Origin of the sequence: Williamsia serinedens (assembly GCF_024171725.1) — a bacterium.
Taxonomy (GTDB): Bacteria; Actinomycetota; Actinomycetes; order Mycobacteriales; family Mycobacteriaceae; genus Williamsia_A; species Williamsia_A serinedens.
In genome coordinates this window covers 1-24,182 of the sequence record NZ_JAMTCG010000004.1, presented here as the reverse complement: position 1 = coordinate 24,182, position 24,182 = coordinate 1, and the positions used below count along the sequence as shown (strand labels likewise).

Sequence of the window (24,182 nt, the reverse complement as noted above, 5' to 3'; positions counted from 1 at the left end):
CCTTCGCCGACCACCCAGCACCGAAAGGCACCGGAATGGAACCGTTCATCGACCACACCGGGATCGGCGTCCCGCTGCGCCGCAGCAACGTCGACACCGACCAGATCATCCCGGCCGTCTACCTCAAGCGGGTGACGCGCACGGGGTTCGAGGACGGCCTCTTCGCCGCCTGGCGCAACGATCCCGACTTCATCCTGAACAACGAACCGTGGTCCCGCGGCTCGGTGCTGGTGGCCGGTCCCGACTTCGGGACCGGGTCGTCCCGGGAGCACGCCGTGTGGGCGCTGTCGGACTTCGGGTTCCGCGTGGTCATCTCGTCCCGCTTCGCCGACATCTTCCGCGGCAACGCCGGCAAGGCCGGTCTGGTGGCCGCCGAGGTCGAGCAGCCCGACGTCGAACTGATCTGGAAGCGCCTCGAGGAGGCCCCCGGGACGGAAATCACGGTCAGTCTTGAGGATCGGACCGTGACCGTGGGTGACCTGGTGGTGCGCTTCGCCATTGACGACTACACGCGGTGGCGTCTGATGGAGGGTCTCGACGACATCGGATTGACGTTGCGGCAGGTAGAGGCCATTTCCGAGTTCGAGGCGACCCGTCCGGACTGGAAGCCGGTCACCCTGTAACCGGGGGCCGCGACAACCGCTGTGGGGAGCGGATTCTAGGATCGCGGTACCAGAAAGACCGCGCCACGCCCGCAATTTCGTGCGAGGGTCATGGAAGTTTGCCACCTCGGCGTTTACCGTGTGCTGTAGCTGGCTCAACGTGGGCCACCAGCTTGCGGAGGTTGATCCATGAACAAGGCAGAGCTCATCGAAGAGCTGACGAAGAAGTTGGACACCGACAGGCGGACGGCCACCGACGCCGTCGAGCACGTCGTGGACACGATCGTTCGCGCGGTGAACAAGGGTGAGAGCGTGACGATCACCGGCTTCGGTGTGTTCGAGAAGCGCAAGCGCGCCGCTCGCGTCGCCCGTAACCCGCGCACCGGCGAGACGGTCAAGGTGCGTCCGACGTCCGTCCCGGCGTTCCGTCCGGGTGCCCAGTTCAAGGCCGTGGTCGCCGGCAAGCAGAAGCTCAGCGCGACAGGCCCGGCCGTGAAGCGCGGCAGCAGCACGGCCACGCCCACCAAGACGGCGGCCAAGAAGGCCACCACCGCGGCCAAGAAGACCACGGCGGCCGCGAAGAAGACCGCCACCGCGGCCAAGAAGACGACGCCCGCGAAGAAGACCACGACGGCGGCCAAGAAGACCACCGCCGCAGCGAAGAAGACCGCCACCGCAGCGAAGAAGACCACGGCGGCGAAGAAGACCACGGCGGCCGCGAAGAAGACCGCCACCGCGGCCAAGAAGAGCGCGCCGGCCAAGAAGGCGACCGCGGCCAAGAAGACGGTCGCCAAGAAGACCGCACCGGTGAAGAAGGCCGCGGCCAAGAAGGCCCCGGCCCGCAAGCGCTGATCGCCTGGCGCGACCGCTCGACACCGACGACCCCCGGACGGGACTTCCCACCGTCCGGGGGTCGTCGTCTGTCCGGGGCCGACCGTGAGCGACGCTCGACCGTCAGCGGAGAGGGTCGACCGTCGGCGGAGCGGGCTGTCGACCGTCGGCGGAGCGGGCTGTCGACCGTCAGCGGAGCGGGCTGTCGACCGTCAGCGGAGCGGGCTGTCGACCGTCAGCGGAGCGGGCTGTCGACGTGGTCGGCGGCGACGACGGCGCCGTCGAGCATCGACACGACCCACATGCTGGCCTTGCGATTCCGGGCCCGCGGCAGCGAGACACCGTCGGCGCCGACCCAGCTCTGCATGAGGCCGGGGATCACCTTGCCCTGACTGCAGACGATGTGGGTGCCGTCGAGCGCGGCGATCTCGCGGATCCGCGCGAGGGCGGGCGCCGGATCGCTCCGGTAGGCCTCCTCGGACAGGGTGCGCTCGACCGTGATCCCCGTGTCGAGTGCGAGCGCGAGCGGTTCCACCGTCTGCAGGCACCGCGTGCGGTCGGCGGAGTGCACGTGTCGGGCTCCGAAAGCCCGTGCCTGGTCGACGATCTTCTCGGCCTGCAGCCGTCCGACCCGTTCGAGGGGCCGCAACCGGTCGTCCCCGCGGTAGCGCGACGCCCGCCCGGCCTTCGCGTGGCGGACGACGAGCACCGTGTGCAGATCGGCGGGCAGTCGGGTGAACTCGGCGAGCACCTTGCGATCCGCCTTGTAGCTCAGCCCGCCCGCGGCGTCGGCGGGCGACATCCAGCGGAGCTCGTCGACCTCGTCGTTGACCCGGAACTCACCTGCACACCAGCGTGCCGACCAGTAGTGGACGACCTTGCGCCCGGCTCCGATGTCGTAGGCGACGGTGGACAGCCGCCGGCCCAGTCGTGTCGAACACCCGGTCTCCTCGGCGATCTCGCGCACCGCGGTGGCGACGAGGTTCTCGCCGCTCTCGCGCTTGCCCTTGGGGAGGGTCCAGTCGTCGTAGCGCGGGCGGTGGATGAGCGCGATCTCCACACCCTTGCCGCCGTGTGTGGGGCGCCAGAGGACCCCACCGGCGGCGAACACGGTCCGCTTCTGTGCTGACATCACGGCCGCGGTCTAGTCGGCCCTGCTGTGATGCCGACGCATCAGCTGCTGTTGGTGGTCACGAACGTCCTCGCCCGCAGCGGGTGAGGCCGTCCAGCTGCCGCTGGACTCCAACACCCAGCAACGGGTCGTCGGGTCGAGCGCGGAGGCGAAGATGTCCCCGAGCTCGCGGGTGAGGCGCTGGTCCTTCACCTGTGCCATCACCTCGATACGCCGATCGAGGTTGCGGTGCATCATGTCCGCCGACCCGATCCAGTACTCGTCGAGCGCGCCGAAGTGCAGGATGCGCGAGTGCTCCAGGAACTGGCCGAGGATGGATCGCACGGTGATGTTCTCGCTGACCCCGGGCATCCCGGGACGCAGCGCGCAGATCCCGCGGACGACGACCTCCACCGGGACCCCGGCTTGCGAGGCGCGGTAGAGCGCGTCGATCACCTGCTCGTCGACGAGTGCGTTGGCCTTCAACTGGATCCGCGCGCGGGTGTCGCCCGCCGCGTGCCGTTCGATCTCGGCGTGGATGCGCGCGACGATCCCCGCGCGGACGCCGTGGGGTGCCACCAGGAGATTGCGGTACTCCTGCTTGCGGGAGTACCCGGTCAGCGTGTTGAACAGATCGGTCAGGTCGGCGCCGATGTCGGGGGCCGCGGTCAGCAGGCCCACGTCCTCGTAGAGCCGCGCGGTCTTCGGGTTGTAGTTGCCCGTGCCGATGTGGCAGTAGCGCCGGATCGTCGATCCCTCGCGTCGCACGACGAGGCATGTCTTGCAGTGGGTCTTGAGTCCGACGAGCCCGTATACGACGTGGACGCCGGCCTGTTCCAGCTGTCGTGCCCACTTGATGTTGGCCTGCTCGTCGAAGCGCGCCTTGATCTCCACCAGGGCGACGACCTGCTTGCCCGCCTCCGCGGCGTCGATGAGTGCGTTGACGATCGGCGAGTCGCCCGACGTGCGGTAGAGGGTCTGCTTGATGGCCAGCACCTGCGGATCCGAGGCGGCCTGTTCGATGAACCGCTGCACGCTGGTGGAGAACGAGTCGTAGGGGTGGTGCACGAGCACGTCGCCCTCGCGCAGCGTGGCGAACACGGACTTGGGTGTCTCGCGCTCGCCGAAGGCCGGGTGTGTGGCCGGCACGAACGGACGGTCCTTGAGCAACGGCCGATCCAGCCCGTAGACCTGGAACAGGCAGGAGAGGTCCAGCAGGCCCGGCACCTCGATCACGTCGGCGGGGTTCACGTCGAGCTCACGCAGCAACAGCTCGAGCATGTGCTCGCTCATGTCGTCGGCGACCTCGAGGCGCACCGGCGAGCCGAAACGTCGTCGGGCGAGCTCGCGTTCGAGTGCCTGCAGCAGGTCCTCGTCGCGGTCCTCCTCGACCTCGAAGTCGGCGTTGCGGGTGATGCGGAAGACGTGGTGCTCGACGATCTCCATCCCCGGGAAGAGGTGGTCGAGGTTGGCCGCGATGAGCGTCTCCATCGGCAGCAGGATGGTGCGCGCCGGCCCCTCGCCGGCGGGCATCAACCGGTCGACCTCGACGAAACGACTGACGTTGTCGGGCACCTTGACCCGGGCGAAGTGCTCGCCGCCCTCGTTCACGTCGCGGACGGTGACGGCGAGGTTGAGCGAGAGACCGGAGATGTAGGGGAAGGGGTGCGCGGGGTCGACGGCGAGCGGCGTCAGCACCGGGAACACCTCGTCGTGGAAGTACTCCGCCATCCGGGCGCGCTCGGCGTCGGACAGGCCGTCCCAGGTGACGATGTCGATGTTGTTGTCGGCCAGCGCCGGACGCACCGAGTCGAGGAACACCCTCGCGTGCCGCTCGGCGATCGTCTGGGTGCGGCGGGCGATCATCGCCAGCTGCTCGCGCGGGGACAGGCCGTCGGCGGAACGGACGGAGAGCCCGGTCTCGTCTCGGCGCTTGAGCCCGGCGACGCGGACCATGAAGAACTCGTCGAGGTTCGAGGCGAAGATGGCGAGGAACTTCGCGCGGTCCAACAGCGGGAGCGACGTGTCCTCGGCGAGTGCCAGGACGCGGGAGTTGAAGTCGAGCCAACTCAGCTCGCGGTTGAGGTACCGGTCGTCGGGCAGGTCCGCGCCCTCGTCCGGGAGGAGCGTGGCCGCCGGCGGCGCGACGGGCAGGCTGGTCGTCTCCGTGGGTGTCACCGAACCGGTCGCGGACTCGGTCTGCTGGCTGTCCGTGGTCACCGCACCATCATGACGCATCGATGTGGTGTCGCGGGGGATCGCGGTGGCCCGACCGTCCGCGAGCCCGGGCACCGACGGGTCAGCGGCCGCAGACCGGCGCGTCGAGCCCCCGCAGCACGCGATCGGTGCGGACCCCGACCCCGAGGCGGCGGGCCGCCGCCAGGTCCTCGACGGTGTCGACGTCGGTGCGCATGTCCGGCCACCGCTCGTCACCCCCGGTGAGGTCGTGTGCCCCGGAATCGCGATGTGCGGCAGCGGATCTTGTCCCGAACAGGATCGTCCGGTCCGACGGGTCGGCGAGCACGAGTGCGGCGGTGCCCTCCCCGGATCGATCAGGTACGACCGCCCGGCGCAGTCCACGCGCCGCCCCGACCGCGGCGCGCAGCGAATCCGGGCGCAGGGTGGGCAGATCCGCCTGCAGGACCACCGCATCCGCCTGCGGGACGGCCATCCGCACCGTGTCGACGCCGTGGGCGAGAGCGGCGTTGAGCGGCCCGGGGGCGCCGGGTCGCGTGCCCGGCGACGGGTCCGCGACAGCCCGCGCACCGACGGCCTGCGCGGCGGCGGCGACGGTGGCGTCCGGGGTCACGACGACGACGTCGCAGGCGCCGGCGGTGCGGGCCGCGTCGACGGTGTCGGCGAGCATCGCGAGCACGAGGTCGCGGCGGTCCGCGGGCCCGAGCACCGCGGCGAGGCGGGATTTGGCGTCGGCGAGCCCCTTCACGGCGAGCACCACCGTGAACGCGTCGGTCGCCGGGACGGGCATCCGCCCATGATGCGCCTGCGGCCGGGCGGGCGACCACTAGGGTGTCGGGCAGCGCCCGCCGGGCGCCGCAGACCGTGAGGGGAGGCCGCGTCGTGTCGACGAGTGCAGGGACGCCGACCGAGGGGAGCGCCCCGCCCGGCGGAGGGGACCGCGTCATCGCGCGCGCGGCGGTGTTGGGATCGGGGTCGTGGGGGACCGCGATGGCCGCCGTGCTCACCGACGCCGGGACGTCGACGACCCTCTGGGCGCGTCGTCCGGAGTTGGCCCGGACCATCACCGACGACCACGCGAACCCGGACTACCTGCCCGGCATCGACCTGCCGCCGGCGCTGCGGGCCGTGTCCGACGTCGACGAGGCGCTCGACGGCGCCGACCTCGTGGTGTGTGCGGTGCCGTCGCAGTCGTTGCGCGCCAACCTCGCCCGGTGGCGGGGCACGTTCCCGTCGGACGCCGCCGTGCTGTCGCTGGCGAAGGGCATCGAGAGCGACACCCTGCTGCGGATGACCGAGGTCATCGCCGACGTGTCCGGCACACCCGACGACCGGGTGGCCGTGCTGTCGGGGCCGAACCTCGCCCGCGAGGTCGCGCTGCGACAGCCGGCCGCGACGGTGGTCGCGTGCCGGGACGAGTCGGTCGCGCGCTCGATCCAGAACGCCTGCACGACGGGGTACTTCCGCCCGTACACCAACACCGACGTCGTCGGGTGCGAGATCGGCGGCGCGGTCAAGAACGTCATCGCGCTGGCCTGCGGGATGGCCTCGGGCGCCGGTCTCGGGGAGAACACCCTCGCCTCGATCATCACCCGTGGCCTGGCCGAGACCATCCGGCTCGGTGAGGCGCTCGGGGCGCGCGCGGAGACGTTCGCGGGGTTGGCCGGGGTCGGTGACCTCGTCGCGACCTGTTCCTCACCGCTGTCCCGCAACCGGTCGTTCGGCGCCCGGCTGGGGGAGGGCCGCTCCCTCGACGAGGCGCAGGAGGCCACGCACGGTCAGGTCGCCGAGGGCGTCAAGTCGTGCTCGTCGGTGCGGGCGCTCGCCGCGGCGCACGGCGTCGACGTCCCCCTCACCGACGCCGTCCACCGGGTCTGTCACGAGGGGCTGCCCGTCCGCGACGCGATCGTCGCCCTGCTCAGCCGCAGCACGAAGCCGGAGTGATCACCCCAGGTCGAGCGACGCGCGCGGCAGGACCCGGTCGATCACCGTCGACACGTCGGTGATCGGACCGTTGCCCACGTTGACCGGCAACCACAGGGCGACGTAGGGGCGGTGGTCCACGGCGACCCACAGCGTGCCGCGCGCGTCCTGGGTCGAGGAGAACCACTGCACCGGGTCGACCACCTGCAGCGCCGACGTCGGTGCGAGGCCCGTCGGTCGCGCCACGCCGCACCGCAGCTGCACCGGTCCGGTCGCGTCGGAGCCCGACCGCGTCGACGGCCACTGCACGAGACCGCCGTCCTCCGATCGCTTCCCGTACCCGTCGAAGGTCTGCGGCAGCGCGGCGAGCAGTCGGGTGCACTCCGGTGACGGGGTCGCCGACGCGTCGGCGAGCGGGAGCGACCTGTCGTCGCCGCCGGTGCGGGTCGCCGCGACGGCGATGAACAGCACCACGACCACCACCGGGATGGCCACCAGGGTGGCGATCAGTGCCGGGCTGCGGCGTTCGTCGGCCACCGGTCTGGCTCCTCTCCGACGTGCATAGACTCGACCCGATTCTGGCCGACGCCGCGACGTCCGGGCCACCCCGGGTCGTCGGCGTCACACCGCGCCGCCCACCCGCAGCCGAGACGAGAGGACCCGCGTGGACGAGCAGTCGTGGCGGGACAGCACGGTCGCCGAGGTGGGGGAGCGGGACATCCTCGCCCGTCTGCGCGCCGTCGCGCAGCAGCGCCGTCCGCAGGCTCCGGCCGCCGATCCGGTGGTGGTGGGGCCGGGTGACGACGCGGCGACGCTCACCGTCCGCCCCGATCTCGTCGTCAGCACCGACACCGTGGTGCAGGACAGGCATTTCCGTCTCGAGTGGAGCTCGCCGTACGACGTCGGCCGCCGTGCCACCGTGCAGGCCGCGGCCGACGTCGCGGCGATGGGTGCCGCGGGTGTGGGTGTCGTGGTGTCACTCGGATGCCCGTCGACCACGCCGGTCGGGGTCCTCCTCGACATCGACGACGGGATCACGACGGCCGCGGCGGACTGGGGCGTGCCGGTCGTCGGGGGAGACCTGGTCGCGACCGCGGAGATCGTGGTGACGGTCACCGTCCTCGGCACGACGGCAGGACGCCCGGCCACGCGGCTGGACGGCGCGGCGATCGGCGACAGGCTCGCGCTGAGCGGCCCCGTGGGATCGTCGGCGGCGGGGCTGGCACTTCTCGTCGCCGGGGTGGAGGATCACCCGGACCTCGTTGCCGTGCACCGTGTCCCGGACGTGGACCTCGCGCAGGGCGTCGTCGCGGCCGCCCACGGGGCCACGTCGATGACCGACGTGTCCGACGGCCTCGTCGAGGAGCTGCTCACGATGACCGCGGCGGCCGGCGTGGCGATGGACGTGGACTCCTCGCGCATCCCCCGTGATCCGGACCTCGCCCGCGCGGCGGACGTCCTCGGCGTCGACCCGCTGGAGTGGGTTCTCGGCGGGGGCGAGGACCACCAGCTCCTGGCCACGTTCGGCGGGCCGGTGCCCGACGGGTGGTCGGAGATCGGCGTCGTGGTCCCCGCGCGCGACGACGACCCCGTGCGCATCGACGGCCGCGGGCCGCAGGTGCACGGGTGGTCGAGCTTCGGCGACGCCCCGGCGTCCGACGCGGGGAGCCCGACAGCCCACGGATAGATTGAACGCCATGGCCATCTATGCCCTCGACGACCGCGTGCCGGAGATCGCCGACGACGCCTACGTCCATCCCGACGCCTGCGTGATCGGGGCGGTGGTGCTCGGCCCGGGGGCATCGGTGTGGCCCGGGGCCGTGCTGCGGGGCGACTACGGGACCATCACCGTCGGGGCGAAGACCAACATCCAGGACGGCACCGTCATCCACTGCACGCCGATCGACCCGACGGTCATCGGGGAGCGGTGCGTGGTGGGGCACAACGCCCACGTCGAGGGGGCGACGATCGGCGACGACTGCCTGATCGCCTCCGGGTCGGTCGTCCTCAACGGCTCGACGGTCGGGGACGGCGCGATCGTCGGTGCGGGTGCCGTGGTGCCCTTCCGGTTCGTCGTCCCGCCCCGCGCGATGGCCCTGGGTGTCCCAGCGAAGGTCCGCGACGGCCACGAGGTCCCGGAGGGTCACGTGGCGATGAACGTCGAGATGTACCACGCCAACGCCGAGTACTACCGCACCGCGCTGCGCCGGATCGACGGATGACCGCGCGTCCGCTCGCCGATCTCGTCGACCCGGGGTGGGCACAGGCGTTGGCCCCCGTCGAGGACCGCATCGCCGAGATGGGGCAGTTCCTGCGGGACGAGGTCGCCGCCGGTCGGCGCTACCTGCCCCCGGGTGACATGGTGCTGCGTGCGTTCACCCGGCCGATGCGCGACGTGCGCGTCCTCATCGTCGGTCAGGACCCCTACCCGACGCCGGGACACGCTGTGGGACTGAGCTTCTCGGTCTCGGCCGAGACGCGCCCGGTCCCGCGGTCGCTGCAGAACATCTTCACCGAGTACACCGAGGACCTGGGTCTGCCCCGGCCGCAGTCGGGAGACCTGTCCCCCTGGGCCGACAACGGCGTGCTGCTGCTGAACAGGGTGCTGACCGTGGCTCCGGGGTCACCGGCGTCGCACCGCGGGAAGGGGTGGGAGGCGGTCACCGAGTGCGCGATCAAGGCGCTGGTGGCGCGCGACGCCCCGCTCGTCGCGATCCTGTGGGGCAAGGACGCCGGGTCGCTGCGGGAATGGATGCCCGACGTCCCGACGATCACGTCGGCGCACCCGTCGCCGATGTCGGCGTCGCGCGGGTTCTTCGGGTCGCGCCCGTTCTCGCGGGCGAACGCCGCGCTCGCCGAGCTGGGCGCGGACCCGGTGGACTGGCGTCTGAGCTGACCCGACCGGGCTCAGCGCCCGACGGTCCAGTCGGGGCGTCGCTTCTCGACGAAGGCGTCGACGCCCTCGACGCCCGCGGGGGTGCCGGCGAGGTGGGAGATGGCGTCGGCCTCGGCGTCGAGGTGGGCGTCGAGACCGGACTCCGCACTCGCGGCGAGCAGTCGACGGGCGGCTCGCAGTGCCGGCCTCGGACCCGCGGCCAACGCCGAGGCGATCGCGGTGGCGTTCGGCAGGACCTCGTCGTCGTCGGCGACGATCTCGGACAGCAGCCCCCAGGCGAGCGCGTCCTGCGCGCCGACGACGGCGTCGGTGAGGATCACGCGGTGGGCACGGGCGCGGCCGATGATGCGGGGCAGAGCCCAGCTCATCCCACCGTCGGGGGACAACCCGATACCCGGGTAGGCCGGTCGCAGACTGGTGCCCGGCCCGCCGACGGCGATGTCGGCGTGACACACGATGCTGAGCCCGGCACCGGCGGCCCATCCCCGCACCGCGGCGACCACCGGCACCTCGGCCGCGTGGAGCCCGCGGAGGAACGCGTGGAAGGCGTCGGCGACGGACCGGATGAAGGCGGGGCGATCGGGTGCAGCGGCGAACGACCGGACGTCACCGCCCGCGCAGAAGTTCGATCCGCCACCGTGCAGCAGCACCGCGCCCGCGTCGAGCGACCCGGAAGCCACGTCGACGAGCGTCGCCGTGGCGGCGAGGAGCGCGTCGGGGTCGAGCGGGTTGCCCGGGCGTGACGTCGACACCCGGACATGGAGGACCCCGTCGACCAGCGACGTGGCGGCGGGGGCCTCGGTCACGGCAGCGTCAGCCGCGGGTGACCTTGCCGGCCTTGAGGCACGAGGTGCAGACGTTCATCCGCTTGCGGTTGCCCGGGGACACCTCGGCGCGCACGGTCTGGATGTTGGGGTTCCACCGGCGGTTGGTGCGGCGGTGCGAGTGGGAGACCGACTTGCCGAAGCCGGGGCCCTTGGCACAGACGTCACAGACGGCAGCCATCGTCGAACTCCTCGGGTGGGGAACAGGTGTGCTCGTCGGGGCCGGTCGAAGGTGTTCGACGCGCCGCACGACAACCCTGGAAGGATAGCCGCATGAGCGCGATCGGGCCAAATGACGCCGGCGCCGGGTCCGCCGGCGGGGCCGACCGTGTCGTGTCCGCGGCCGGGTTGGACGCGGGGGTGCTCCGCGACTGGTTCGACGTCTGCGTCGACCACCTCACCACCCTGCGCGCCGAGATCAACGACCTCAACGTGTTCCCCATCCCGGACTCCGACACCGGCAGCAACATGCTGCACACCATGTCGGCGGCGGCGGGTGCTGCCCGCTACACCGATCCCGCGGCGACCGCGGCGGACGTCCTGCGGGCCGGGGCCGACGCCGCCGTCGGGCAGGCGCGGGGCAACTCGGGGATCATCCTCTCGCAGGTCCTGGTCGGTCTGGCCGACGCGGCCGGGATCGAGACGGTCGACGACGTGCTCTCGTTCAACCGCCTCTGGGCCGCCGGACTCGGGCTGGCCGGGCTGTCCGCGACACGGGCCGTCAGCGAGCCGCGGGAGGGCACCGTCCTGACCGTGCTGCGCGAGACGGCGCACACGGCCTCGGCCGAGGCGTCCACGGCTGCGCCGGGTGACCTCGCCCGCGCCGTCGCCGACGCGTGCGCCGACGCACTCGACCGCACCACCGACCAACTGCCGGAGCTCGCCGCGGCGGGGGTCGTCGACGCCGGCGGACGCGGTCTGCTCGTCCTGCTCGACGCCATGGTCGAGGTGCTGACCGGCGTCACCACCCCGCGCCGGCGGTACGAGGGTGCCCTCTCGGGCGGCGGCGACCCGCGTGCCCACGCGATCGTCGAGGACGGGTGCGACGAGGTCAGCTCGGAGATGGACTACGAGGTGATGTACGTCATCACCGGAGCCGCCGCGCAGCGCATCCCGACGCTGCGGGCCGCGCTCGACGAGCTCGGCGACGCCGTGGTCATCGTCGGGGACAGCGGCGCGGACACGGGCGAGCGGTTCTCCGTGCACGTGCACACGTGCGACGCGGGCGCCGCCGTCGAGGCGGGGCTCGCGGTCGGCGAGGTCAGCGACATCCGCATCACCTGTTTCGTGCTCGACGCCCACAAGGCGTCGACCGACACCTCCGACCGGCTCCCGGCCCGTCGTCGTGCCGTGGTGACGGTGGTGGCCGGTGACGGCGCCGCGGAGCTCTTCGCCTCGGAGGGCGCCCACGTGGTGCGGGCCGGTCCCGACGGCACCGCCGTCGACGCCGAGGCGATCGCCGCGGCCATCAGGGACGTCGACGCGGCGCACGTGGTCGTGATGGCCAACGGCGCGGTGCCGGCGCAGGATCTGGTGACGGTCGCGGCGTCGGCGCGGTCGGCGCACCGGGCCGTCGTGTTCCTCCCGACGCTGTCGATGGTGCAGGCGCTGTCGGCGCTGGCCGTCCACGACATCTCCGCCTCGCCCGACGCCGACGCCTACGCGATGGCGGAGGCCGCCGCGTCGACGCGGCGCGGATCGGTCGTCATCGCCACCGAGACCGCGCTCACCCTGGCGGGCACCTGCGAGCCGGGTGACCTCCTCGGGCTGATCGGTGTCGACGTCCTCGTGATCGGGTCGGACCAGGTGTCCGCGGCGACGGCGCTGGTCGACCTCATGCTCGGCACCGGTGGCGAACTGGTGACCGTCCTCGCCGGGTCGGAGATCGCCGACGGTGTCGTCGACGCGGTCGAGCGGCATGTCTCCTCCGCACATCCCGGCGTGGAGTTCGTCGCGTACCCCACGGGTCAGCCGGGTGAGGTGCTGCAGGTGGGCGTCGAATGAGCCTGCGCCCCTCCGATTCCCCGGCCGCGGCGGTGGGCCCGGCGCTCGCGCTCAAGCTGTCCGACGAACTCGGCATCGAGACCGTGGGCGAGCTGCTGCGGTACACGCCGATGCGCTACGTGCGTCGCGGCGAGTCCAGCGGCGACAGCGCCCCGGAGAAGGGCGACTGGATCACGCTGGTGGGCACCGTCACCCGTGCCGACGAACGTCGGATGCGGCAGCGGTCGGGCACGTTCCTGTCGGTGACCGTCGACGACGGTCTGCGGACCTACGTCGTCACCTTCTTCAACCCCCGTGTCATCAAACGGGTCCTGCGCCCCGGGGTGCGGCTGATGGTCGCCGGGACGGTCGGGTATTTCCGCGACCAGATCCAGCTCACCCATCCCGACTGGTTGGTGCTGCCCGAGGCCGGCGCCCCGCGCCTCGACGCGGTCGGGTCACCGATGCTCGCGGCGATGGCCGCGGACGCGACGGCCAAGAAGGAGGGCGCGGGCACGTCGGCGGACGGCGTGGAGATCGACCCCGCCGACTTCGACCGGCCCATCCTCCCGATCTACCGCGCGACGAAAGCGCTGCAGACGTGGACGATCTGGAAGGCGATCCAGCTCGCACTCGACGCCGTCGAGTGGGGTGAGGACGCACTCGACGACGCGCACCGGGCGGAGCGCGGCCTCGTCACGACGGCCGAGGCGATCCGCGGCATCCACGTCCCCGAGACGCAGGAGGACATCGACGCCGCGTCCGAGCGGCTCCGGTTCGACGAGGCCCTCGCGATGCAACTCGCGCTGGCGCAGCGCCGTTTCGCCGACCGTGGCCGGGTCGGACCGGGATGCGACTACGTCCCCGGTGGCCTCGAGGACCGTTTCGCCGATCGTCTCCCGTTCACCCTCACCGACGGTCAGCGGACGGTGCTCGACGAGGTCCGCGCCGACCTGGCGGCGGGGGAACCGATGAGTCGGCTCCTGCAGGGTGAGGTCGGTTCGGGCAAGACCCTCGTCGCCCTGCTGTGCATGTTGCGCATGGTCGACAACGGACGCCAATGCGTGCTGTTGGCCCCGACGGAGGTGTTGGCCGCGCAGCACCACCGCACCATCACCCGCATGCTCGGCGACCTCGCGATCGCCGGGGAGCTCGGCGCCGACCCCGACGCGACCGCCGTCGCGCTGCTCACCGGGTCGTTGAAGACGCAGGCGCGCAAGGAGGCGATGCTCGCCACGGTCACCGGCACGGCGGGGATCGTCATCGGCACGCACGCGGTGTTGGAGGAGAAGGTCGAGTTCTTCGACCTCGGGCTGGTCGTCGTCGACGAACAGCACCGGTTCGGTGTCGAGCAGCGGGACACCCTGCGCTCGCGGGGCCGCGGCGACGTCGTGCCGCACATGCTGGTCATGACCGCCACACCCATCCCGCGGACCGTCGCGATGACCGTCTACGGCGACCTCGAGACGTCGACGCTGCGCCAGCTGCCCGCCGGTCGGCAGCCGATCACCACCAACGTCGTGCCCGCGGGCAAGGAGAAATGGGAACGCCGGCTCTGGGAGGTCGTCGACGAGGAGGTCGGCGAGGGCCGTCAGGTGTACGTCGTCTGCTCGCGCATCGGCGACGACGGGACGCCGGAGGGCCAGCGATCGGCCAGACGCGCCGCCGAGGGAGCCGGTGGTGACCGAGCCGCCCGTCCCACCACCTCGGCGGTCGACATGTTCGCCGAACTGACCGCCGGCCCGCTCGGACGGCACCGCGTCGAGCTGCTCCACGGACGGCTGCCGGCCGACGAGAAGAACGCGGTCATGGACGCGTTCACCCGTGGCGAGATCGACATCCTCGTCTCCACCACGGTCATCGAGGTCGGCGTCGACGTCGCGAACGCGACCACCATGGTCATCGTCGACGCCGACCGGTTCGGGGTCAGCCAGTTGCACCAGCTCCGCGGGCGCGTCGGCCGCGGTGGGCTGCCCGGACGCTGCTTCCTGCGGACCTCCGCAGGGGAGTCGTCGCCGGCGATGGAACGGCTGAGGGCGGTCGCTGCGTCCAATGACGGGTTCGAGTTGGCGCGCATCGACCTCATCGCGCGCCGGGAGGGGGACGTGCTCGGTGCGGTGCAGTCCGGTGTGGCGTCGTCGCTGCGATTCCTCTCGCTGGTCGAGGACGCCGACGTCATCGACGACGCGCGCGAGTTCGCCGCGGAGGTCGTCCGCGACGATCTCACCCTGGCCGACCACCGACCTCTCGCCGACCTCGTCGACGCCGTCATGGGACCGTCGCGGATCTCGTACCTCGACAAGTCCTGACGGCCCACCGGCGCGCCGCGTCCGACCGTTGACCGCGCGGACCTGGGTGGCCCTCGTCGTCTGTACGGCGCTCGCGGCCGCCGTGGCCGCGCAGACCGTGTGCACCCGCCCGGCGCCCGGACCCCGGGTCGACGCCCGCCCGGCACTGGCGGCGCTCGCGGCACTGGCGACCGTCCCGGCGCGGACACATCGCGACGACTACGACCGCGCGGCGTTCGGGCCCGCGTGGGACGACGGGTCGGATGCGGCGCTGGCGGGCAACGGCTGCGACACCCGCGACGACATCCTGGCCCGCGACCTGCGGGACACCACCCACGTCGCGACCACCGCCTGCCCGAGGGCGGTGGCCGCCGGTGAGATGCGCAGCCCGTACACCGGCGACCGGGTCGACTTCCGACGCGGTCGGGAGCGCGGGGGGACGGTGCAGATCGACCACATCGTCCCGCTGGCGTACGCGTGGGACTCCGGTGCTCACGCATGGGGTGCGCGGCTGCGGCTGACCTTCGCCAACGACCCCGCGAACCTCGTCGCCGTCGACGGCCGGTCGAACCAGGACAAGGGCGACTCGCCGCCGGCGGAGTGGATGCCGCCGAACGCGGGGTTCCGCTGCCGGTACGCCGTGCAGTTCGTGCTGGTCGCGTCGACCTACGGTCTGGCGGTCGACGAACGGTCGGTGGCGGTGCTCCGCGACGCGCTGGGGCAGTGCTGACACCCAGGGGAGACCACAGGGGACGCAGGTCGCGCGCGTTACGCTCGTCCGCGTGAGTGCTCCCACCGTCCTCGACGCCGCCGGCTCCGAGGTGTCGCGTCCTGACCCCACCGTGATCGAGCAGGTCGAGGGGGCCGCGCGCGCCGCCCGGACCGCTGCCCGTGCGCTGGCGCGCGCGACGACCGTCACCAAGAACGCGGTCCTGTCGACGGCGGCCGACGCGCTGCTGGCGCGCAGTGACGAGATCCTCGCCGCCAACGCCCGCGACATCGCGCGTGCCGAGGCGGCGGGCACCTCCGGCAGCCTCCTCGACCGGCTGCGCCTGACCGCCGAGCGCGTCGCCGGTATCGCCGACGGTCTGCGTCAGGTGGCGGTCCTGCCCGACCCGATCGGCGACGTGATCGCCGGCAAGACCCTCCCCAACGGCCTGCGCCTGCGTCAGGTCCGGGTGCCGCTCGGGGTGATCGGGATGGTCTACGAGGCCCGCCCCAACGTCACGGTCGACGCGTTCGGGATCGCCTGCAAGTCGGGCAACGCGGTGCTGCTGCGCGGTTCGTCGTCGGCGGCGGACTCCAACGCCGCGCTCGTCGCGATCCTCCGTGACGCGCTGACGTCGCACGGTCTGTCGGCCGACTGCGTCTCGCTGTTGCCGTCGCAGGACCGCTCCAGCGTCACCGCCCTCATCCGGGCCCGCGGACTCGTCGACGTCGTGATCCCGCGCGGGGGAGCAGGTCTCATCGCCTCGGTCGTGCGCGACGCGACCGTCCCCACGATCGAGACGGGCACCGGCAACTGTCACGTGTACGTCGGTGCCGCAGCCGATCTCGACGTCGCGGAGCGGATCGTCGTGAACGCCAAGACCCGTCGCCCGAGCGTGTGCAACACGGCCGAGACGCTTCTCGTCGACGCCGCGGTCGCCCCCACCGCCCTGCCCCGACTGCTGTCGGCGCTGCAGGCGCACGGCGTCGTCGTCCACGGCGACGAGGACGGCATGGTCCCGGCCGGCGACGCCGACTGGGCCGACGAGTACCTGAGCCTTGACATCGCGGTGAAGGTCGTCGACGGCCTCGACGCCGCGATCGAGCACATCGAGCGGTGGGGCACCGGGCACACCGAGGCGATCGTCACCCAGGACCTCGCCGCGGCCACCGAGTTCACCGACCGAGTCGACGCCGCCGCGGTGATGGTCAACGCGTCCACCGCGTTCACCGACGGCGAGGAGTTCGGGTTCGGTGCCGAGATCGGCATCTCCACCCAGAAGCTGCACGCCCGCGGCCCGATGGGCCTGCCCGAGCTCACCTCGACGAAGTGGGTCGTGTGGGGCGAGGGCCAGGTCCGCGCGTGACCGCCGCCGCCGCGACCGGGCCCGCCGTCGAGCCGTTCTTCACCGACACCGCGCAGGTCCGTGCGCGTCTCGCCGAGACGGGCTATCTCGCCGACGACGCCAGCACCACCGCGGTGTTCCTCGCCGACCGCCTCGGCAAGCCGCTGCTCGTCGAGGGTCCCGCGGGTGTCGGCAAGACCGAACTCGCACGGGCGATCGCCACCACCGCCGGCGCCGAGCTGATCCGGCTGCAGTGCTACGAGGGCATCGACGAGGCGCGCGCGCTCTACGAGTGGAACCACGCCAAGCAGATCCTGCACATCCAGTCCACCGGCAACCGCGGATGGGACGAGACCAAGGCCGACATCTTCTCCGAGGAGTTCCTGCTGCCGCGGCCTTTGCTGCGGGCGATCGCCCGGGAGGACCCGACCGTCCTGCTCATCGACGAGGTCGACAAGGCCGACGTCGACGTCGAGGGCCTGCTGCTGGAGGTGCTCAGCGACTTCGCCGTGACCATCCCCGAGATGGGCACGGTCGCCGCGCGCCGGCGGCCCGTGGTGCTGCTCACCTCCAACGCGACCCGCGAGCTGTCGGAGGCACTCAAGCGCCGCTGCCTCTACCTCTACATCGATTTCCCCGACGCCACCCGCGAGCGGGAGATCCTCGCCTCCCGGGTGCCTCAACTGCCGGACGCGATCGCGCGGGAGATGATCCGGATCGTCGGCGTCCTGCGGTCGTTGGACCTGCGCAAGAAGCCGTCCGTCGCCGAGACCATCGACTGGGGACAGACCCTGCTCGCACTCGGTGTGGCCGAGTCGAAGCGTGCCCGCCTCGACGACGACGTCGTCGAGCGCACGCTCGGGGTGGTCCTGAAGCACCGTCCCGACCTCGCCGCCGCCGTCGCGGAGCTGAAGCTGGGCCGATGAGGCTGCCGATCCGCGGCGCCGAGCGGCACGGCCGGGAGGACGAGGCCGACCCGGGACCCGACGGCGTCGTCGACCAGCTCACCGGGTTCGTCGACGCGTTGCGGGAGCGCGGCATCGAGGTGGGCCCGTCGGCGCTCATCGACGCCGCCGCGGCCACCGGCGTCCTGGACCTGCTGGACCGCAGCGCATTCCGTGAGGGGCTGGCGTGCACGCTGCTCAGCGAGCAGATGCACCGGCCGGCGTTCGACGCGACCTTCGACCTCTGGTTCCCGGCGGGCACGGGTGCCCGCAGCGGTGCGACCGACCTGCCCAGCGGGGACGACGGGTCACTCGACGTCGAGCAGATCCGGCAGATGGTCGCCGACGCGCTCGCCGACGGCGACGCCGAGAACGACGGACGCCTGGCCGATCTCGTCGCGGCGATCGTCGACCGGATCGGGCGGTACGAGTCGACCCGGGGCGAGGCCTTCTCGACCTACCAGGCCATGTCGACGATCCGACCGCAGACGCTCATCGCGCGGATCGCCGCGGCGATGGCCGCCGCGTCGGGTGACGACGACGGTGGGACGCAGGCCCGCTACCGGCGTTCGGCGGCCGGACGCGTCGACCGGCTCGGCGAGCTGGTGTCCGAGGAGACCCGACGACGCATGGTGGAACGGTCCGGGCGTGACCGCGTCGCCGAGTACGCCGTGCCCACGCTGCCGGAGGACATCGCGTTCCTCTCGGCGGGGCGGGCCGAGATCCTCGAACTCCGCAAGACCATCGACCCACTCGCGCGGTTGCTGGCCGCGAAGCTGGAGATCCGACGCCGCCGCGCCAACCGCGGCGTGGTCGACGTCCGCAAGACGCTGCGGGCGTCGATGTCGACCGGCGGTGTCCCGATCGAACTGACCTACCGCAAGCCGCGGCCCGGACGGCCCGAGCTCGTGATCCTCTGCGACGTCTCGGGATCGGTCTCCGGCTTCAGCCAGTTCACCCTGCAGCTCGTCGCCGCGCTGCGACAGCACTTCTCGGCCGTCCGCGTGTTCGCCTTCGTCGACACCGTCGACGAGGTGACCGAGTACTTCGCGCGCAGCGCCGACACCGACGTCCACCTGGGATCGGTGATCCACGAGATGCTCTCCCGCGCACGGTTGATCACCCGCGACGGCCACTCCGACTACGGCCACGCCCTGGAGGGTTTCGTCGCCGAGCACGCGGACTCGCTCACCCACCGGGGGGCTCTGCTGGTGCTCGGCGACGGGCGCACGAACTACCACGACCCCCGCTTCGGGGCGCTGCGGACACTGGTCGACCGCGCGCGGCACGCCTACTGGCTCAACCCCGAGTCCCGCGACCTGTGGGACTCGGGCGACTCCATGGCGGCGGACTACGCGAGGATCATCGAGATGCACGAGTGCCGCAACGCCCGCCAACTCGCCGAGGTCATCGGCGGACTCCTGCCGGTGTGAGCGTGCCGTCCTCCCCGCAGCCACCCGTAGACTCCGCAGGCATGCCCGTCGACGGCGGCCGCGCGCCCACCACCCCCGGCGACCGTCGCCGCCTCGCCGGAGGCGAGCGTCGACGTCGTATCGGTGTCATGGGCGGCACCTTCGACCCCATCCACAACGGGCACCTGGTGGCGGCCAACGAGGTGGCCGACCGCTTCGACCTCGACGAGGTCGTCTTCGTCCCGACCGGGCGACCGTGGCAGAAGACCGGCGACGGTGACCGTCCCGCCGAACCGTCGGCGCGCCCGGTCAGCCCCGCCGAGGACCGCTACCTGATGACGGTGGTCGCGACGGCCGCCAACCCCCGGTTCTCGGTGAGCCGGGTCGACATCGAACGCGAGGGCAACACCTACACCGTCGACACCCTGCGCGACCTGCACCGGATCCACCCCGACGCCGACCAGTTCTTCATCACCGGCGCCGACGCGCTCGCGTCGATCCTGACGTGGCACGACTGGGAGGAACTGTTCTCGCTGGCCACCTTCGTCGGCGTCAGCCGCCCCGGGTACGAGCTCGGTGCCGCGCACCTCGGTGCCCATCTGCAGAACCTGCCGCCGGACTCGCTGCACCTCATCGAGGTGCCGGCGCTGGCGATCTCCTCCACCGACTGCAGGGACCGTGCCCGCGAGGGCAGGCCCATCTGGTACCTCGTGCCCGACGGGGTGGTGCAGTACATCAGCAAACGTCGTCTCTACCGGACGAAGCCGGGCCGACGTGGGGTGTCCGGTCCCTCGGCACACGAGGAACCACCCCACGAGCGGCCGGCCCCGCAGGACCCGGCGCCAACCCCGCCGCTCACCACGAGAGGAACACCGTGACAGCGACACCCGAGGCGTTGGCCATGGCCAAGATCGCCGCCGACGCCGCGTCGGACAAGCTCGCCGACGACGTCGTGGTCATCGACGTGTCCGAACAGCTCGTCATCACCGACCTGTTCGTCATCGCGTCGGCGAACAACGAGCGACAGGTCGGCGCCATCGTCGACGCCGTCGAGGAGAAGCTGCGCGAGGCCGGACACAAACCGCTGCGCCGCGAGGGTGCGCGCGAGGGACGGTGGACACTGCTCGACTACGCCGAGATCGTCGTCCACATCCAGCACAGCGACGAGCGTGAGTTCTATGCGCTGGAACGACTCTGGAAGGACTGCCCCGTCGTCGACCCCGAGACGCTGCGGTGAGATGTCCCGACTCCGGTGACAGCGCGGTCGAGCGGATGACCCCGGTCGTACGTCGTCTGATCCTGCTGCGCCACGGCCAGACCGAGTACAACGCGACGGGTCGGATGCAGGGTCAGCTCGACACCGATCTGTCAGAACTCGGTGTGCGCCAGGCGGCGTCGGCCGCCGTCACCCTCGCCGCCCGCGCGCCCAGGATGATCATCTCCTCGGACCTGCGGCGCGCCTACGACACCGCCGTGGCCCTGGCCGATGCGTGCGGGGGCGTCGTGACCACCGACCGACGCCTGCGGGAGACGCACCTGGGGGAGTGGCAGGGGTTGTCGCACACCGAGGTCGACGGCCGGATGCCCGGCGCCCGGTCCACGTGGCGCGACGACGCGACCTGGCGCCCGCCGGGCGGCGAGAGCCGTGTCGACGTCGCCGACCGCAGCACGCCCCTCGTCGCGGAGCTGGTCGCCAGGATCGCGGGGTGGGGCAGTGGCCCCGACGCCGACAACCCGGTGGTCCTCGTCGCGCACGGCGGGGTCATCGCGGCCATGACCGCGTCGCTGCTCGGCCTCCCGGTCGACTCGTGGCCGGTGTTCGGTGGCCTGGCCAACACCAGCTGGGTGCAGCTCAGCGGGCACGGCGAGACGCCGACATGGCGTCTCGACGTGTGGAACGCCTCCGCCGCGGACGCCGACGCCGCCGTCCAGTGAGCCCGGTGTCCCCGCCCGACGGACACCTGCTCGTCCTGTCGGACTCGCTCGCCTACTACGGACCCACCGGCGGGTTGCCCGCCGACGATCCCCGCATCTGGCCGAACCTCGTCGGCGCCGCGGTGGGACGCGACGTCGAGCTGTTCGGTCGGATCGGGTGGACCACCCGCGACGTCTGGTGGGCGCTGACGCAGGACCCGCGCATCTGGGCGGCGGTCCCGCGCGCCCGGGTGCTGGTGCTGGCGATCGGCGGCATGGACACGCTGCCCTCGCCGCTGCCCACCGCGCTGCGCGAACAGATCCGCTACCTCCGTCCCGGCCGGCTGCGCCAGCTGGTGCGCGACGCCTACGGATGGGCGCAGCCGACGTTCGCCCCGCTCGGCTGGCCGGTCGCGCTGCCGGCCCGGGTCACCGTCGAGTACCTCGAGAAGATCCGGGACGCGGTGTCCACCATCCGGCCGGACCTGCCGATCGTGCTGTGCCTGCCGTCCACGCACGACAGCGAGTACTACGCCCGCGTCCACACCGCCCGGGCCGGACACACCGCGGCGATGCGGCGGTGGGCGACCCACCACGACGTCGTCACGGCCGACTTCTACCCGGCGACCGCACGGTGGTTCGCGGCCGGCGGTGAGCAGAACCCCGACGGGATCCACTGGGGGTTCTCCTGCCATCGCGACATCGCCGACGAGGTCACGCGCGCGGTGGCGCCGCTCGTCGCATCGCCTAGGCTGGCGCCGTGACCGTCGTCGTGGTGACCGATTCCTCGGCGCGCCTCCCCGCCGCGATCCGTGAGCACTACGACATCCGACAGGTGCCCCTGCACGTCCTCACCGGTGACGCCGACCTCGCCGAGGGGATCGACGAGATCGGCGCGGACGTCCTCGACCGGCCGACCACGACGACCTCGGGTGCCACACCTGCCGACCTGTCCGCCGTCTTCGAGACGGCCGTCGCCGACAGCGACGGCGACGGCGTCGTCGCGGTCTCGATGAGCCGGAAACTCAGTGGCACGTGGAGTTCGGCGCGCCTGGCCGCCGAGGCGTTCCCCGGCCGTGTCCGCGTCGTCGACACGCGGTCGGTGGGTCTGGCGGTCGGGTTCGCCGCGGTCGCCGCCGCGCAGGCCGCGCGGGCGGGCGGGGAGATGGACCGCGTGTACGAGGCGGCGATCCGTGCCGCATCGACCAGTGAGACCCTCGTGTGCGTCGCCGACCTCGGCAGACTGCGAGCGAGCGGTCGGATCGGCGCGGCCACACGACTTTTCGGCACCGCGCTGTCCATCAAGCCAGTGCTGCGCGTCGTCGACGGCAGCCTCGTGCTCGCCGAGCGGCAGCGCACGTTCTCCAAGGCGTTGACGTCCATGGTGTCGACGGCGGTCGCGTCGGCCGACCGGCAGCCGACCACCGTCGGGATCGTCCACGCCGACGCCGCCGACACCGCGAGAGACGTGCTGGAGAGACTTACCGAGAAGCTGCGCGTGGTGACGTCGGCGGTGGTCACCGACCTGGGACCGGTCCTCACCGCGCACACCGGGCGTGGTGCCGTCGGTGTCGTCGTGTGCCCGGGACTCGAGCCGATCGAGGGGCACACGCCCTCCTGAGACCGGGTCTCCCCAGGACCGTGACACCGCGACACCACCCCAGCGTCGCGATCTCACCGCAGCGTCGTTGCGTGCGACGGCCGCGCCGCGCGACGTCCGCATCCCACCGCAGCACCAGCGGTGGGCGGCGGGGGTGCGTGATCGCCTGAACACCGTCAGCCGAATGGCGCTGCCCGCCCCGGAGTCGGGCCTGCTGCCCGGCATGGTCGTCGGCGACACCCGTTCCGGCGGTGCGGCCGGAGTCACCTGCTCGCCGTGTCCGGGGAAACGACTCGATTGGGGGGCGGAATCAAAAGGTGGGTGTCGTCTGATCGTACGAACGCCGGGTCCGATTGTCGTCCTGTCTGGGTAGATTCCGCGTATGACGACACCGCCACCGGCAGGGTGGCACCCCGACCCCGAGGGCTCCGGCCAGCTGCGCTGGTGGGATGGGGCCCAGTGGACCTCTGCGACGAGGTCCCCCGACGCCGATCCGACGCCGGCGACCACACCGGCGTGGGCCTCGGCCCCGCCTCCGTCGACGAGTGCCGCGAGCACGCCACCGACCGCATCGTTCGGTTCCGCGGGACCGCCCCCTCCGCCGGCGAAGCGAAGCCGTCGGGGGTTGTGGATCGCGCTCGGGCTCATCGTGCTGGTGATCATCGCCATCGCAGCGGTGTCCGGCGGCTCGAGCGGCGACAGGGACTCGACCAAGGCGTCGCCGTCCACGGTGACGAACACCACGACGATTGACCCGACGACTGAGGATCCCGCGGCGGCTGCAGCGGCATCATCCAGTCGGGCCGCGGAGGCATCGGCGATCGCGGCAGCGGCCGCCGCCGAGCGTGCTCGGCAGACCGACAAGTCTCAGTACAAGGAGCTCACCGATCGCGAGTGGCAGTTAATCGCGAAGAACCCGGACGCGCACATCGGCGAGAAGGTCGTGGTGTACGGCAAAGTGACCCAGTTCGACGCGGCCACCGGCAAGGATCAGCTCCGGGCGAGTGTCGACGGGCAGCCCCAGGACTACAACATATTCACCACGAACACGGTGGTGAAGGAAGGCATCTCCGGAATTCTCGACAATGTGGTGCAGGACGACCTCGTCACCTTGTACGCCCGGGTCGACGGGTCGCTTTCCTACGACACCTCGATCGGCGGGAACACGACCGCACCGAAGCTGACCGCATACGTCGTCGACGTCACGGGGTCAGACAACTAGCTGTGATGTCCAGGGACGTTGTGTTGGGTTGAGGTGATGTCGGCCTGTTGTCGAGACAGGCGAGGACCCCCGGTTGTGAAGTGGAGCTGTCTAGGAACCGCTTCACAGGACCGGAGGCCCTCGTGTCCCACGCTAACGCTGCTCTGACCCCGCGTGCCCGGCTACGCCTGGCCCGGCTGATCATCGACGAGGGCTGGACCCGCACCACCGCTGCGGAAATGTTCATGGTGTCCCCGCGTACCGCGGCCAAATGGGCTGACCGCTACCGCGACGAGGGTCCTGCCGGGATGGTCGACCGCAGCTCGAGACCCCACACAAGCCCGACCAAGACCCCGCCGGGCACCGTTCGTCAGGTCGTGCGGTTGCGGTGGCGCCACCGCCT

The 24,182-nt window shown here is 71.9% G+C and carries 25 protein-coding genes and 1 pseudogene; 20 read left to right on the top strand and 6 right to left on the bottom strand.

The features are described 5' to 3' along the window. Positions 1-35 precede the first annotated feature (35 nt). Positions 36-623 carry a 3-isopropylmalate dehydratase small subunit gene (leuD, locus tag LX12_RS11120; RefSeq protein ID WP_253654633.1) on the top strand — a complete coding sequence of 196 codons (588 nt, stop codon included), beginning with the start codon at positions 36-38 and terminating at the stop codon, positions 621-623. Positions 624-791: 168 nt separating this feature from the next. Continuing rightward, positions 792-1,454: an HU family DNA-binding protein gene (locus tag LX12_RS11115; protein ID WP_253654632.1), complete on the top strand. Its 663-nt coding sequence runs from the start codon at positions 792-794 to the stop codon at positions 1,452-1,454. A 214-nt stretch (positions 1,455-1,668) separates the two neighbouring features. On the opposite strand, the gene LX12_RS11110 is transcribed toward LX12_RS11115, so the two are convergent. From LX12_RS11110 to cofC, 3 genes are all read right to left on the bottom strand, one after another. Further along, positions 1,669-2,565: an NUDIX hydrolase gene (locus LX12_RS11110; protein ID WP_253655081.1), complete on the bottom strand. Its 897-nt coding sequence runs from the start codon at positions 2,563-2,565 to the stop codon at positions 1,669-1,671. 12 nt (positions 2,566-2,577) lie between these two features. Then, on the bottom strand, positions 2,578-4,722 hold the full coding sequence (locus LX12_RS11105; protein WP_372505010.1) for an RNA degradosome polyphosphate kinase: 2,145 nt from the start codon (positions 4,720-4,722) through the stop codon (positions 2,578-2,580). 121 nt (positions 4,723-4,843) lie between these two features. Continuing rightward, complete coding sequence (cofC, locus tag LX12_RS11100; RefSeq protein ID WP_253654630.1) at positions 4,844-5,530, bottom strand: 2-phospho-L-lactate guanylyltransferase; 687 nt, start codon at positions 5,528-5,530, stop codon at positions 4,844-4,846. 155 nt (positions 5,531-5,685) lie between these two features. On the opposite strand from cofC, the gene LX12_RS11095 reads away from it, so the two are divergent. After that, the gene (locus LX12_RS11095) at positions 5,686-6,684 is read left to right on the top strand and encodes an NAD(P)H-dependent glycerol-3-phosphate dehydrogenase (protein WP_308214009.1); all 999 of its coding nucleotides are present in this window, start codon (positions 5,686-5,688) and stop codon (positions 6,682-6,684) included. Here the strand turns inward: LX12_RS11095 and LX12_RS11090 are convergent, their stop codons facing one another. Next, a complete protein-coding gene (locus tag LX12_RS11090; protein ID WP_253654629.1) occupies positions 6,685-7,200 on the bottom strand; it encodes a DUF3515 domain-containing protein in 516 nt (171 codons plus the stop codon). A gap of 127 nt (positions 7,201-7,327) precedes the next feature. Here LX12_RS11090 and LX12_RS11085 point away from each other — a divergent pair, with 127 nt between their 5' ends. From LX12_RS11085 to LX12_RS11075, 3 genes are read left to right on the top strand one after another with little or no spacing between them, the layout of a single operon-like run. Then, entirely contained in the window at positions 7,328-8,350 is a 1,023-nt protein-coding gene (locus LX12_RS11085; protein ID WP_253654628.1) for a thiamine-phosphate kinase, read from the top strand. Between the two features lie 10 nt (positions 8,351-8,360). Then, a complete protein-coding gene (locus tag LX12_RS11080) occupies positions 8,361-8,885 on the top strand; it encodes a gamma carbonic anhydrase family protein (protein WP_253654627.1) in 525 nt (174 codons plus the stop codon). After that, entirely contained in the window at positions 8,882-9,559 is a 678-nt protein-coding gene (locus LX12_RS11075; protein WP_253654626.1) for a uracil-DNA glycosylase, read from the top strand. The genes LX12_RS11080 and LX12_RS11075 overlap by 4 nt, the downstream gene beginning before the upstream one ends. An 11-nt stretch (positions 9,560-9,570) precedes the next feature. On the opposite strand, the gene LX12_RS11070 is transcribed toward LX12_RS11075, so the two are convergent. Both LX12_RS11070 and rpmB read right to left on the bottom strand, forming a co-directional pair. Continuing rightward, positions 9,571-10,365 carry an enoyl-CoA hydratase-related protein gene (locus LX12_RS11070; protein WP_253654625.1) on the bottom strand — a complete coding sequence of 265 codons (795 nt, stop codon included), beginning with the start codon at positions 10,363-10,365 and terminating at the stop codon, positions 9,571-9,573. Positions 10,366-10,372: 7 nt separating this feature from the next. Next, positions 10,373-10,564 (bottom strand): 50S ribosomal protein L28, encoded by a 192-nt coding sequence (rpmB, locus tag LX12_RS11065; protein WP_253654624.1) that lies wholly within the window; start codon positions 10,562-10,564, stop codon positions 10,373-10,375. Positions 10,565-10,656: 92 nt separating this feature from the next. On the opposite strand from rpmB, the gene LX12_RS11060 reads away from it, so the two are divergent. The 14 genes and pseudogenes from LX12_RS11060 to LX12_RS10995 all read left to right on the top strand — a co-directional run. Further along, positions 10,657-12,387: a DAK2 domain-containing protein gene (locus tag LX12_RS11060; protein WP_253654623.1), complete on the top strand. Its 1,731-nt coding sequence runs from the start codon at positions 10,657-10,659 to the stop codon at positions 12,385-12,387. Then, the gene (locus LX12_RS11055; RefSeq protein WP_253654622.1) at positions 12,384-14,675 is read left to right on the top strand and encodes an ATP-dependent DNA helicase RecG; all 2,292 of its coding nucleotides are present in this window, start codon (positions 12,384-12,386) and stop codon (positions 14,673-14,675) included. Before LX12_RS11060 ends, LX12_RS11055 begins: the two co-directional genes overlap by 4 nt. Positions 14,676-14,703: 28 nt before the next feature. After that, on the top strand, positions 14,704-15,384 hold the full coding sequence (locus tag LX12_RS11050) for an HNH endonuclease family protein (protein WP_301284493.1): 681 nt from the start codon (positions 14,704-14,706) through the stop codon (positions 15,382-15,384). A gap of 91 nt (positions 15,385-15,475) precedes the next feature. Then, positions 15,476-16,729 (top strand): glutamate-5-semialdehyde dehydrogenase, encoded by a 1,254-nt coding sequence (locus LX12_RS11045; protein ID WP_253655078.1) that lies wholly within the window; start codon positions 15,476-15,478, stop codon positions 16,727-16,729. Further along, positions 16,726-17,634: an AAA family ATPase gene (locus LX12_RS11040; protein WP_253654621.1), complete on the top strand. Its 909-nt coding sequence runs from the start codon at positions 16,726-16,728 to the stop codon at positions 17,632-17,634. Before LX12_RS11045 ends, LX12_RS11040 begins: the two co-directional genes overlap by 4 nt. Beyond that, positions 17,631-19,085, top strand: coding sequence for a vWA domain-containing protein (locus LX12_RS11035; protein ID WP_253654620.1), 1,455 nt, complete (start codon positions 17,631-17,633; stop codon positions 19,083-19,085). The genes LX12_RS11040 and LX12_RS11035 overlap by 4 nt, the downstream gene beginning before the upstream one ends. Before the next feature lie 41 nt (positions 19,086-19,126). Then, a complete protein-coding gene (nadD, locus tag LX12_RS11030) occupies positions 19,127-19,942 on the top strand; it encodes a nicotinate-nucleotide adenylyltransferase (RefSeq protein ID WP_301284492.1) in 816 nt (271 codons plus the stop codon). Continuing rightward, entirely contained in the window at positions 19,939-20,301 is a 363-nt protein-coding gene (gene rsfS / locus LX12_RS11025) for a ribosome silencing factor (RefSeq protein WP_253654619.1), read from the top strand. Before nadD ends, rsfS begins: the two co-directional genes overlap by 4 nt. 35 nt (positions 20,302-20,336) lie before the next feature. Beyond that, positions 20,337-20,999 carry a histidine phosphatase family protein gene (locus LX12_RS11020; protein ID WP_253654618.1) on the top strand — a complete coding sequence of 221 codons (663 nt, stop codon included), beginning with the start codon at positions 20,337-20,339 and terminating at the stop codon, positions 20,997-20,999. A gap of 5 nt (positions 21,000-21,004) precedes the next feature. Further along, positions 21,005-21,742 carry a diglucosylglycerate octanoyltransferase gene (octT, locus tag LX12_RS11015; RefSeq protein WP_253654617.1) on the top strand — a complete coding sequence of 246 codons (738 nt, stop codon included), beginning with the start codon at positions 21,005-21,007 and terminating at the stop codon, positions 21,740-21,742. Further along, positions 21,739-22,599, top strand: a complete 861-nt coding sequence (locus LX12_RS11010) for a DegV family protein (protein WP_253654616.1) — start codon at positions 21,739-21,741, stop codon at positions 22,597-22,599. The genes octT and LX12_RS11010 overlap by 4 nt, the downstream gene beginning before the upstream one ends. A 361-nt stretch (positions 22,600-22,960) precedes the next feature. After that, a pseudogene (locus LX12_RS22240) lies at positions 22,961-23,062 on the top strand (DUF2510 domain-containing protein); the annotation flags it as partial. A gap of 171 nt (positions 23,063-23,233) precedes the next feature. Next, the gene (locus LX12_RS11000; RefSeq protein WP_253655121.1) at positions 23,234-23,800 is read left to right on the top strand and encodes a hypothetical protein; all 567 of its coding nucleotides are present in this window, start codon (positions 23,234-23,236) and stop codon (positions 23,798-23,800) included. A gap of 122 nt (positions 23,801-23,922) precedes the next feature. Next, positions 23,923-24,182 (top strand): leucine zipper domain-containing protein (locus LX12_RS10995; RefSeq protein ID WP_253654615.1); only part of this gene is annotated, 260 nt, incomplete at its 3' end.

Excerpts from the sequence above, each read along its gene's own strand:
- nadD (WP_301284492.1), top strand. The coding sequence starts at position 19,127 with ATGCCCGTCGACGGCGGCCGCGCGCCCACCACCCCCGGCGACCGTCGC.
- LX12_RS11035 (WP_253654620.1), top strand. The coding sequence starts at position 17,631 with ATGAGGCTGCCGATCCGCGGCGCCGAGCGGCACGGCCGGGAGGACGAG.
- LX12_RS11075 (WP_253654626.1), top strand. The coding sequence starts at position 8,882 with ATGACCGCGCGTCCGCTCGCCGATCTCGTCGACCCGGGGTGGGCACAG.
- LX12_RS11055 (WP_253654622.1), top strand. The coding sequence starts at position 12,384 with ATGAGCCTGCGCCCCTCCGATTCCCCGGCCGCGGCGGTGGGCCCGGCG.
- cofC (WP_253654630.1), bottom strand. The coding sequence starts at position 5,530 with ATGCCCGTCCCGGCGACCGACGCGTTCACGGTGGTGCTCGCCGTGAAG.
- leuD (WP_253654633.1), top strand. The coding sequence starts at position 36 with ATGGAACCGTTCATCGACCACACCGGGATCGGCGTCCCGCTGCGCCGC.
- LX12_RS11110 (WP_253655081.1), bottom strand. The coding sequence starts at position 2,565 with ATGTCAGCACAGAAGCGGACCGTGTTCGCCGCCGGTGGGGTCCTCTGG.
- LX12_RS11060 (WP_253654623.1), top strand. The coding sequence starts at position 10,657 with ATGAGCGCGATCGGGCCAAATGACGCCGGCGCCGGGTCCGCCGGCGGG.
- LX12_RS11020 (WP_253654618.1), top strand. The coding sequence starts at position 20,337 with ATGACCCCGGTCGTACGTCGTCTGATCCTGCTGCGCCACGGCCAGACC.
- LX12_RS11115 (WP_253654632.1), top strand. The coding sequence starts at position 792 with ATGAACAAGGCAGAGCTCATCGAAGAGCTGACGAAGAAGTTGGACACC.
- LX12_RS11080 (WP_253654627.1), top strand. The coding sequence starts at position 8,361 with ATGGCCATCTATGCCCTCGACGACCGCGTGCCGGAGATCGCCGACGAC.
- rpmB (WP_253654624.1), bottom strand. The coding sequence starts at position 10,564 with ATGGCTGCCGTCTGTGACGTCTGTGCCAAGGGCCCCGGCTTCGGCAAG.